The sequence below is a fragment of the Aeromonas sp. QDB18 genome, assembly GCF_027705325.1.
Taxonomy (GTDB): Bacteria; Pseudomonadota; Gammaproteobacteria; order Enterobacterales; family Aeromonadaceae; genus Aeromonas; species Aeromonas caviae.
Map to the genome: position 1 here is coordinate 1 of NZ_JAPDBQ010000142.1, position 10,831 is coordinate 10,831.

11 protein-coding genes are annotated in these 10,831 nt (G+C 53.7%); 8 read left to right on the plus strand and 3 right to left on the minus strand.

The window, feature by feature from the left end; translation table 11 throughout:
• Window positions 1-124 precede the first annotated feature (124 nt).
• The 8 genes from OKC30_RS17210 (at window position 125) to OKC30_RS17245 (ending at window position 4,039) form a co-directional block, all read left to right on the plus strand.
• Window positions 125-382: a hypothetical protein gene (locus OKC30_RS17210; protein WP_270809715.1), complete on the plus strand. Its 258-nt coding sequence runs from the start codon at window positions 125-127 to the stop codon at window positions 380-382.
• 42 nt (window positions 383-424) lie between these two features.
• Entirely contained in the window at window positions 425-868 is a 444-nt protein-coding gene (locus OKC30_RS17215) for an IrmA family protein (RefSeq protein WP_043123616.1), read from the plus strand.
• Window positions 869-955: 87 nt separating this feature from the next.
• The gene (locus OKC30_RS17220; protein ID WP_270661204.1) at window positions 956-1,534 is read left to right on the plus strand and encodes a lecithin retinol acyltransferase family protein; all 579 of its coding nucleotides are present in this window, start codon (window positions 956-958) and stop codon (window positions 1,532-1,534) included.
• 61 nt (window positions 1,535-1,595) lie between these two features.
• Window positions 1,596-2,021, plus strand: a complete 426-nt coding sequence (locus tag OKC30_RS17225) for a DUF2787 domain-containing protein (RefSeq protein ID WP_102989241.1) — start codon at window positions 1,596-1,598, stop codon at window positions 2,019-2,021.
• 9 nt (window positions 2,022-2,030) lie between these two features.
• Window positions 2,031-2,441, plus strand: coding sequence for a hypothetical protein (locus tag OKC30_RS17230; protein WP_270661203.1), 411 nt, complete (start codon window positions 2,031-2,033; stop codon window positions 2,439-2,441).
• Window positions 2,434-2,691 (plus strand): hypothetical protein, encoded by a 258-nt coding sequence (locus tag OKC30_RS17235; RefSeq protein WP_102989244.1) that lies wholly within the window; start codon window positions 2,434-2,436, stop codon window positions 2,689-2,691. Before OKC30_RS17230 ends, OKC30_RS17235 begins: the two co-directional genes overlap by 8 nt.
• A 111-nt stretch (window positions 2,692-2,802) precedes the next feature.
• The gene (gene radC / locus OKC30_RS17240) at window positions 2,803-3,300 is read left to right on the plus strand and encodes a RadC family protein (RefSeq protein WP_270661200.1); all 498 of its coding nucleotides are present in this window, start codon (window positions 2,803-2,805) and stop codon (window positions 3,298-3,300) included.
• Between the two features lie 94 nt (window positions 3,301-3,394).
• Complete coding sequence (locus tag OKC30_RS17245; RefSeq protein WP_227656853.1) at window positions 3,395-4,039, plus strand: hypothetical protein; 645 nt, start codon at window positions 3,395-3,397, stop codon at window positions 4,037-4,039.
• A gap of 346 nt (window positions 4,040-4,385) precedes the next feature.
• Here the strand turns inward: OKC30_RS17245 and brxL are convergent, their stop codons facing one another.
• From brxL to OKC30_RS17260, 3 genes are read right to left on the minus strand one after another with little or no spacing between them, the layout of a single operon-like run.
• Window positions 4,386-6,455 carry a BREX system Lon protease-like protein BrxL gene (gene brxL / locus OKC30_RS17250; protein ID WP_270661196.1) on the minus strand — a complete coding sequence of 690 codons (2,070 nt, stop codon included), beginning with the start codon at window positions 6,453-6,455 and terminating at the stop codon, window positions 4,386-4,388.
• A gap of 14 nt (window positions 6,456-6,469) precedes the next feature.
• Window positions 6,470-8,983, minus strand: coding sequence for a BREX-1 system phosphatase PglZ type A (pglZ, locus tag OKC30_RS17255; protein ID WP_102989247.1), 2,514 nt, complete (start codon window positions 8,981-8,983; stop codon window positions 6,470-6,472).
• Window positions 8,980-10,749, minus strand: coding sequence for a DUF262 domain-containing protein (locus OKC30_RS17260; protein ID WP_270809716.1), 1,770 nt, complete (start codon window positions 10,747-10,749; stop codon window positions 8,980-8,982). Before OKC30_RS17260 ends, pglZ begins: the two co-directional genes overlap by 4 nt.
• Between the last annotated feature and the right edge of the window lie 82 nt (window positions 10,750-10,831).

The following is a 10,831-nucleotide window of genomic DNA, read 5'->3' on the forward strand; positions in this document are numbered from 1 at the left end:
GGGGCATGCAGTCGTGGCAAGCCCTCCGATGCCATATCGGCTCTTGAAGCTGGCTGAGGGTCATGGGTAATCAGGTTTAAATTTAAACAGAAAATGCATCGCAACTGAAATAAGTAATCTTTCTATGGTCATTGTGCGCAGTCAACCATTTGGTGACTGTGAAGCTGGTATGTGGGGGTGGATCGCCACAGCAGGCTCCCCACAGAAAATTGCCATAGGCTACACAATTACACCCGATGAAAAATTCAATATTTCACTGAAAGATATGTGTCGACCTGGCACTGTTGTCAAATTTCGACCAAACAAGAAGTATAAAAATGAGGAAGATCTAGTTGGTTTTTACAATGGCAAAGAAATATTCAGATATCTGGGGCGTAAATAACCAGGTGCTTTTAAGATATGAGTAAATGCTACGAGGATTTTTATGAAAGACATACATCGATATTTATTGGCCTCGACTCTGATATTTTCGGCCCTAGCCTGCAATGCGCAAGAACAACGCTACCTCGCGATCCAACACACCGACACCGTCTACGCCAACCAAGGCGTCTGTGCGTATCACTTCTCTTTAGATAGTGGTGGTGCAGACGAGTTTGGTCATTTGTATATCACGCTGCAGTTTAATGACAAGAAGGGCAAAGCACTGGCCGAATCAACTCTGGAGGTTGAACCCTTCGGCGGGAGCTCCGCTACTCGTTATGGTGGCGGCTTTACGGAGGTTGATTGCGGACAGGTTGAGCAAGCCAAGTCCATCGCCATTATTCAGGCAACCGAGGTGTTTGCTCACAATCAGGTCACCCGGCTACCAATATCAACCTTCACCCCCGAGTTTCATCAACCACTGAAGATCACCGTGGGCGGCAAGTAGCCCACTTAAGAAAAACAAAGCCAAAGGGCGTCACCATCACGGTGACGCCCTTTTTCATTTCCAACCCTTGATGAGGATCATCACCCCATGTCACGACATTTCATTATCGGCGATCACTTGGTAACACCACAGCCTGAAGGCCACCATCACGGCCTCTTTGTTGGCCATGACCAGGTCATTCACTGTCGACCATCCCCTTCCGGAGAGCACTCAGGCCAACTGGCGCTGGCCTCGCTGGCGCAATTCAGTCAGCACTGCACCATTGAGGTCCAGCCCCATGCCCAACGTCTGTTCAGTCGAGAGGAAAGCCTGACACGGGCTTACGCCCGATTGAGTGAAGGTGAGCAAGGTCAACCATTTGCCAGTGGCGAGCAATTTGTTACTTGGTGCATAGAAGGGGTTAGGCATCCTCCCAAGCTGCTGCAGACCGCTGTAGCAACAGTGGTAGCTACCGAAGTGGCTCGTCACACGTTGGGTAAGGCGGCCACCAGTGCAACGGCTGGGCTTGCTGCCAGCACTCTGGCCACGACTGCTGGTGGTAGTGCCGCCTCTGCAACGGTAGTGTCGGTGACCGGTATTGCCACAGTCCCATTGTTAGCCCCCCTTGCCGTGGGCGTTGTCGCTGCCTATGGCGTCAGCAAACTATGGGATTGGTTAAACGACTGATCCATCACTTCAAAGCAAAACGCAGGGGTGCTCTCCTGCTGGAACTCAATGAGGAAACACCATGACCATTCCCTTTTTCCGGGACGGCTTTGCCTTGCCCGTAGCCCAAGCATTACTGGTTCTTCTCAACCAGGAAATCGCTAAAACCGAGCTCAATCTTGAGTGCTTAACCCAACTGACCTTCAACTTTCGCAACCCTGGCTACAGCGCCGAGCAAGGCGGCGTGCACCCGGTCGAGATCCGCTTGATCCGTGGGCTTGATGGTTGGCTATTCGATTACGTCACCGACTTTAGCTACCAAGGGCTTGGCCAGGATGCCGAGCTCTGCAAGGAGCTCGACTTCAACTTCCTCGATGGGGAACACACCATGTTGGGCTGGGGACCGTTGCGGCTGGCCGAAGCGCGGGAATTGTTCGACATCTGGCAAAGCAACTTTATTGCCTACTGCCGGTTGGAATGCTTCAGCGTCACGGTCGCAGGAGATTAGGAGGTTACGATGAGCCAAGAATTAGCGCTCTCCCACTACTCACGCCAGTGGCTGGGACGAGTCGCCACCAGCGCCAAGCTAACCCCCACTCGCAGTGGTCAGCGTTGGCTGCTGCACCTGACACCGGATAGCCCACAAGCCCGCACAGTCACCCTGCAAGTGCGCTGGTCTGGCGTGCAGTGGCAACTGCTCTCCCTCACCAATGCTGACGACTGGCGCACCATGAGCCAGCCGAGGGATGAGATCTGCATTGACCCCAAACGTCGCTGTTTCTGGCGTTGCCAAGCAGGGCCGGTGCCGCTCACCGAACAACCCCGGGTGCTGGCAAGCTTCTTGGCTGACCTGCAACGCATCTGCATCCATCGCGGCTATGCCGTGGAGAGTGACCCCATCCCTGACAAGAAGACCGAAGATGATTAACTCCGTGATCGCCATCGAGCTGGAGGCTTATCTTGAACACGATGGTCAGATTGAAACAGTGCATGACCAAGGCCTGCCGGTGGCCGGTTACGCCCTCTACCTGCGCTATGAAAACGAACGGGGCGACGCACTGGCGCAATGGCTGTGCGATCACCCGGATCACTGCTGGCTAACCCAGTTCGGCATCCTACTAGCCACCAGTGACTACATTCCGCTGCACGACTTCACCCCGCACACCTTGGCGGCCTGAACACAGCCAACCAAGCATGCGGTCACACCCCATTCAGTAACCAATTAACCAACTACTTCGCCTACCCTGCCGCATCCAACGTGGTGGGGCGATGGCGTATGGAGCCTAATCATGTTGCATCAAAAACTCACCGCCGGGGAGCAACCCGGCACCTACCGGGTGACTGACCTTGTCACCGACGATGACCTGCTCACCATCGCCCAAGCTGTTGCCCGGCAGAAACTGGCCAAGGGAGAAGCTATTACCGATAAACACGTGGCCCATCAAGCCCTGCAAGGGCTGCTGCAAACACGGGATCGCGAAGTTTTTGCGGCACTGTTCCTCGATAACCAACACCGGATCCTGGCCTACGAAGAGCTGTTCCTTGGCACCCTGTCCGCTGCGACCGTCTACCCCCGCGATGTCGTCAAGCGGGCACTGCACCACAATGCTGCCGCCCTGATGCTGGTGCATAACCACCCGTCGGGATACCCGGAACCCAGCCGGGCAGATATAGAAATAACCCAGCGCCTACAGGATGCCCTGGCACTGGTGGATATCCGGATTTTGGATCATCTGGTGGTCGGTACTGAGGGAGTGGTGTCGCTGGTCGAACGGGGCGTGTTGTAACGCTCTTTACCCCTGTCACACCTGTAAATCTCTCACCTTCCTCCGCACATTTAGAATCAAAGGAGAACGCCATGATTGAGTTCACCGACAGCTTTTGCGTATTCCGGTGAAGTTGAACAGTGATTCCGGAATCTGTGAACACCATTTCCGGAAAGTATGCGGACAGGGATTCTTCGAGCAGAAGCTGAGCTTTGAGGGGAGGCATCTTTTCGACTCACCGAACAAGCCAGCAGCCAAGCGCAGCGCGGCAGTTGTGGACCCAAGACGTTGGAACAGGACGGTTCATCTGACATCAGAGTACGTGCTCTGCGGTGTCTGGAATCGGTGTACACGCAAGCCGGAATCAGCGTTCATTTTAAACCGGAATAGGTGTTCATTTTCGACCGGAATATGCAGCTTTAGCCAGGCCGCCGTAGCGGAGGCCATGTGTGCCCACTCAGGACTCGCCAAGCTGGTCAGTCAGCTGTTAATGCTGCCGGGCTTTGCCTATGCCCACGATGTGGAGGGGCGACGTATTGGCGGGCCACTGGTAGCGCCCAACCCGGTGCTGCACAAGACAACGTTCTTTGTCAGTCCCCGCGATATGCGTGAACACCTGCCACGTGAGATTAACTTCGCCCGCTTTCGCAGTGCCTGTAATGCATCAGGTCAACCGGTCGGTGAGTGGCAACGGGTGATTGTCGGAGCCTACGTCAACCACGGCAGCAATAATGCACCGGATTGGGGTAGCCATACCTGAGCCATGATAACCTGCGCATGCCCCACAGCCAGCCCCTCGGTATGAGGGGCTATTTCCGTTGGAAGGAAGCACAACGACACTGATGAGAAGATAGCAGCGGTGTGGTATCTCCATCCCGGCGAGATCATCGACAAAATGAACGATGCCTACCGATTCAAACAAAGTATGAAATCAGCCAGCTAACCCTGTTCATTTTTTGATGCTGATTGATAGGTATGAGTAGAAGCAGCTTGTGACTACTTGATTTCCGATTTAGTTGAGCAAAATTAAACCTAAAATTTCTCAATTTCGCGAATTTATTGCTTTTGGTGGTTGTAAAAAAAAGCTTTAAATGTTGTTTATCTACTCAATGACCATAGTCAAGTTCTCCGGCTTTAATAAACGTCACTTCAAACGCCTTACAAGGCCTGAATTGCTGCAAACGATTGACGAAGCTGAACGCATCGTTCATCTCGTAGTGCTGGAAGATGTCTAGGCCGCGATCCAGGGAGATTTTCCAGCCATGGTCGGTCACGATGTGGCGGGCATGGATCGTGCCGGTGCCGTCGAACGCCCAGGTGAAGTTGATACCTACCGCACTGGCGGACGCCTCCATCTTCTCGAAGTTCTCCTTCTGCTGTTCGCCTTTGAACTCGTCTTCCGTCGTCACCAGATGCACTGAGACCTCCTCATCCGGAGCCTTGTGCTTGACCACGGTCTCCAGAAACTCCATGAAGTTACGCACCTGGTAGAACAAGCGGATATACGGATCGGTGACAGTGATTGCTGTCGCGCCCTTGAGATAAGGGCCGAGCAGCGTATCGAATGAGAGGCCCTTCTGGTTCTCCTGGAATGCGAGGTGTTTTTCCTTGAGAACTGGCTCGGTCAGAACAAGGGGCTCAGATGGACCTTTTGGCAAATCCGGTTGCGCGGCCTCTACGATTTCTCCGTCTTTACCCTCGGCGATGGTCTTGTGGTAGTAGCCGGGGTATTCCTCCTCTTCGAGCGTGGTGACAGGCTTGGCTTGGCCATCGCTGTCGTGATAGGTAAAGCGGACCTTGCCGTAGGTGGAGTCGATGCGCATCAGTTGGTCTTTGACGCGCTTGCGACCTTCAATCGCAAACCGCAGCAGTTCTTCGACCTCTTCTTCAGTCGCCTCCCCCTGCGGGAAAAGAATCTTCATCAAGCCGGAAAATGTCTTGTTGATACCATCGCGGTCCCGCGTCGAAATATCGGAAGAGAGAGAGAAGTGTTCCTTGTAACGGTCCGAGTAATCGTGATTGCGCAGCGAGCGAAGGATTTCAGCCAGATAGTCCACCACGAAGCCGTAACCACTGGAGAACATCTCACCCCGGATGATGTCGACCTCCCAGCCAGGGATGTAGAAGTGGATGCGGTCCAGAAACGCGGAATCGTAGAACTTGTCGGGTAGCTCGCAAAACAGATCAGAGTGCTTGAGCATGTAGGGCACGGTGTGCTGGGTGTTGCCCACGAACACCATGGAAGCCTCCGCGCCCAGGGTCTCGACGCCTCGCGAGAAAGACTTGTTGGCCATGTAGTTCTTCATGATGTCAACCAAGGCCTTGTCCACGCGCTTTTGCTTTCCGGCAAACTCATCGAAGGCGACGCAATCCCAGTAGCCGACCAAGCCAATCTTTCCGGAAGAGTTGTTCACGAACAGCTTGGGAACCGTGACCTCACCGCCCGAGATCAGGATGCCATGCGGCGAGAACTCCGAGTAGATGTGCGATTTTCCGGTCCCTTTGGGGCCAAGTTCAATCAGGTTGTAGTTGCGCTCACAAAACGGGATCAGACGGACCAATTGGGTTAGCTTGCTGCGCTTGCCAAACATCTGCGGGTTAAAGCCGATACTTTGCACCAGCAGGTCGATCCATTCATCAGTAGTAAATTGTTTGCGGGCCTTAACGTAACCGTCGAAATCGAAATGGGAGAGCTGGATCGGCTTGAGAGTCGACAAAATCCAGGGGCTGATGCTTGTGTCATCGGTAAACTCATATTCCAGATCAGCAATACACCACACGCCACCAACCAGGAGCTTGGGGTGCTTTTTCACCGTTACGGAATCAACAAGGACCTCTTTGATGCCCAGATTGGAGAACTGCGCCTGATAGACATCCTTCTTGTCGTTCAGATCGACACTGATCTTGTCGATGATCTTGTATCGCCCCTTTTCCTTGATGTTCGAGCGGACCAACCCGGCTTCATTCCGGTGAACATAGTGCTTGGCAAGGATCTCCTTGACCGTCTCAATTCCGGTCTGAATGGTCGGCTCATCGCTGGTGGCGCAATACTGGCCCAGCAGGTATTCCAGCACATAGGAGGGAACGATGGCGTTACCCTTGACCGTCTTGACGAGATCCTTACGGACAACGAGCCCCGGGAAGTGTGTGTTGATTTTTTGGTCAAGTTCGTTCATCGATCACCCGTCCTTTAAAAGTCGAAGTCGCTGGTAAATGAGCGCCGCATCAAGTACCGGAGCGACTTGTATTCTTTGTAATGTGAAGTCCCGGTGTGTTTTTCCTCCAGCCGAAGAATAACCTCCTGGCCATTGGCCTCATCGGCCTTGCGGGTCAGCACAAAGCGCACCTGTAGCTCCCGCTCCCGTGGATTGTCCGAGTGGAGATCAAAGATCAGGTCGTGCCTGTCGGAGATCAGCTCGCCTGCCTCGGTGTAGATGCCCGCTCGCAGCACACGTGGCTGTATCTTGTCCGTCACCGGTCCGGCCTGGTACAGGGTCACCGCCAGTTGTCCGGAGGTGATCACCGAGCTGGCTCCGCGCAGAATGTCCACCTCGACGGCGGTAACATCGCTCTGGCGCTTCTTGTTGATTTTTAGCACCGGGATTACCACCTCCTGCAACGACGCGCCGCCATGCACAAAGCGGCTGCCGGAGCCCTTCAGGCGCAGACGGTTAATCGATTTGGGGGTCTGTACCGCCACCTCACCGGTAAGTCCCAGTTGTTCAGACGAAAAGCTGTGCAGACTGGGCGACTCAGCAAGCCCCTTGCCGAGCACGAAACGCCTGTCACGGTACAGAATCACCTCACCCTTAACCTCATCACTGGCAAAATCGCTCTCGTCCAGCGGTCTATGCTGGTAGATGAAACCATGATCGGCGGTGACCAGAATATTGTTCGCATTCGCCGCGGTCAGTTTCTTCACCAGCCTGACGATATCGCCCAGCGTTTCTTCTACTGCCTCAAACGCTTGTCCCTCGGAATGCATCTTGTCGCCGGTATGGTCGATTCGGTTGTGATAGATGTAGAGCACATCATTATTTTTCAATAACTCTCTGCTGCCATCGCGATCCAGCTGCATAAAGTCTTCAGCCGTGATCGCTTCACCTCTGTCATGCAAGGCTGCACGTAAAATCTTGGTCCGGTTGGTCGTTCCCAGAGAGCTTTGCCCATCCACTAGCACGGTGCCGGTTTCATTGTCGGCAATCGCCAATGCCTTGTTGGGCAGAAGCGCCGCCATGCCAAGTTGGGTGTAGCTGGGTAGCATCGAAAGCATCGGTTCTAATTCGGCTTTGTAGCGGTCTTCCTGGCGGATCAGGCCCAGCAGTTCATCGCCGATCTCAAAGCGCATGGCATCGGAGATGATAACGCAGACCTTGTTGTCCTTGCGCAGGTATGGCCGGACCCAGTGCTCGAAAAACGCCTTCTGCTGGCGCACTGGAAAGGCTTCCCACTTCGATGCTGAATCCACGAAGCTCTGGAAACGGTCGCCCAGCTTCAGAAGGTAGTTGTTGGAGTAGAGGTTTTCGATCTGCTCGGTCAGGCTGCCCATCAGCGACGTCTGTCCCGACATACGTACATGGTAGGTGAACTTGCGGTAGAGCTGATCGAGCTGATACCAAAAGCGGCTGTAGCGCTGCACACCGTCAGCTAAGCTGTCCATATCGAGCTTGGCCTCGCCCAGAGCGTGGGTGAACCGGGCGGCGTAATCGATCGCCTCGTACATATGCCGGTATTCGCGATACCAGTGGCCTTGCCGCCGCTGGCGAACCCAGATCGCCACATCACCGCTGGAGGCCGTGCGAGCTGCCACCGCCCGCACCAGGTCGCTGATGATCTTCTGGTCGATCAGGTGGAAATAATCCAACTCGATCAACTCGCGGAAATCCCGTTTGGCCAAATCCTGCTCAATCCCGAGCACCTCGGCACACTCCCCCGAGAGGATCTCAAAGCCCTCTTCGAACTGGCGGCTGTCCTTCCAGCGCTTGAGGAATACCAGGGCATCGCCGGTCAGTTTCACCCGGCCGTCAGTGCCCCCTCCACCCACGGTCATCGCGTAGCAGGACTTAAACAGCTCAATGGCAAAATCACGGATGCCCGGCTCGTCGGACTTGTAGCCATAGCAGCGGGTCATCTGCTCCCAGAGGAAATCGTCCAGGCTGCAGCGGCCGACCAGCTTGATCTTTTCATCCCGGCCGTCTGCCAGCTCCTGCAGCAGGTTTTCTACCACCGCGTCCATACGCGGTTCGCTGCCGGTGCATACCGCCAGCATCTTCAGGCGAATCTGTCCGGCACTATCGTCAGGCTTAAGCTGCTTTTTGAGGGCATCCTTACGCTTGGCCGCCAGGAAAAACTCTGCGTGGGCCTGCACCACGTCTGTGAACTCTAGGCCAAGCTCAAGTTCGGACAGCCAGATGGCTACCTGGTCGGTGCGGAACTCGCCGTGGGCCAGCTGCACATCCAGTAGCCAGTTATCCAGATCGGCAGGCTGAGGGCCTTCACGGTAGAGCAGGAATTTCTGTTCCGGTTGCTCACGGAGCAGTTTGTATTTGATGCCGTATTCGTTGTTAGCAAGCGTAAGCTTCTCGACGCCCGGTAGCTGCAGCGCCTCGAAGTCACCACGCAACTCCTGCTTGGCGTCGTACCAAAAGACGATCCTGTGCCGGTCGAAGAGCTTCACCAGCGCACGCTCAATCTGACTAATCATGCCAAAACATCCTCAACCACTTCCTCATCCTGATCTTCAGGCTCCGGCTCAGCCGGGATAGACTGCGAAATATACACACGACTTTTCAGCCGTTCTTTAAGCGCGGCCCTGCGCGCGGCAAAAAATTCCGGAAAAGCCTCAAAGCCCAGATCGACACCCTCTACCAGCAGGTTTGCAGCTGTCAGATGAACAGAAGAGTCCTCAAGCCACTCCTTCAGTGGCCGATCAGACTTACTCAGGTTCTGGGAGTCATTCAGCAGATGAAGATTGGCAATAGTGTTCCAATGGCTGGAATCTGCATAAAACTCCATTAGCTCAGAATTATTGAGAAGGGCATCAACTTTAGCCAAACGCTTCTTGTCAAAGTGACTACGTGGGTGCAAGTGATCAATATGAAATACTTCCGTTGCATTCATTTCCGGGAACAACAAATGCAGCAGTGCACGGCAGCGCCCTTCGCCATGCTCAATATTCAGCACGCTCTCCATGTATTCATCATCAAACCGCAAATCCTTGTTGGTTGCCGTGTATCGCTCCACCACCTGCTGCAATGGGAAGTACTGCTCGTCCATATGCTGATCCAGCACATCACGCATCGATTTCAGGATGGTATCTGCTTGCCCACCAAATACCCCTTTAAGCAGCGCCATATAAAACCAGCGACTGATCAGGTCTCGCTGCTCATTATGCTTGGAAAGATTGTTTATGCTCTTGAAGAGAGATCCATTGCCAACCTGCTTTTTGTACAGGTAGTAACAAATCGGGATCACCGCATTTTTGGATGTCAGCGATTGGGAGTTAATGCCCATGCGGCGGATCAGCCGCAGTGTTTCCAGTATGCAGTCACGTATTTCAGACCATGCGTCCTGGATCTGGCGAACCTGCTCGGCACTGAAATTTTTCACTTTAAACCGCACGTCCGCACCGATAAGCACCAGGCAGGCTTTGAGCACCCAGTCGCGATCCATGTAGAAACCAATATCGGCGCTTTGATGAATCTGACGAATCAGCCCATCCACATCCTGACGGAAGTCACCATCCCAGTTTGCTACCGCAATCGACATCAACAGATCAGAAAAGTCCAGCTTGGTACCACCACTGTTGGTGCGGATAAACACATCCAGCACGTGGTCTATTTCCTGACTGCTCTCATTGAAGTAATGAACAATACGCTGCGAACGGATGACGTCATACAACTGACCCAAGGTGTCAGCAGCAAACTCATTCGCCTGCAAGTTATGGGCTTCCAGGTAAGGCTTGGTCACCTTGTTCCAGATATGGTTGCCACCATCAACCTGCGGCATCTTGAGGATGTCATGCAGGCAAAACCAGTGATGCTTACTATCCGATGCCGCCAAGGCGCTCTTGTACTGGGCGTCGGTCAGAAATTTAAAGTTGTAATGCATCAGTGATTCGTTGTCTTGCGAGTCGACAGCCTGTGCCAAGTCGAGGTACAACTTGCGTGGCGGCAGCAGCTTGTCATCCCGAGTTGTCGGCCACCACACCCGTGGTTGCTTGTAAGCATAAGTGCCACATAAGCCAATATACAATGAGGTAAGGCGCTGCTGGCCGTCGATGATGGCCTTGAAGTTTTTATAACTGGCAGTGGTCGGCTTATGCGGATTCTCCTCACTGAAGCGCTGGCAGTAGCACTTCAGGAACTCATAAAACTTGTAGTCGTTCTTGATTTCAGCGCTGTTCACCTCCCACATCATGAAGGAGTTAATCGGATATCCCCGCATGATGGAATCGAACAGCACACAGATCTGGTCAGGGCTGACGCATCAGTGTTTATACTTTGAACAACCCCATACATTCGAACAAATATTGTTCATTCAGACAGCAGAG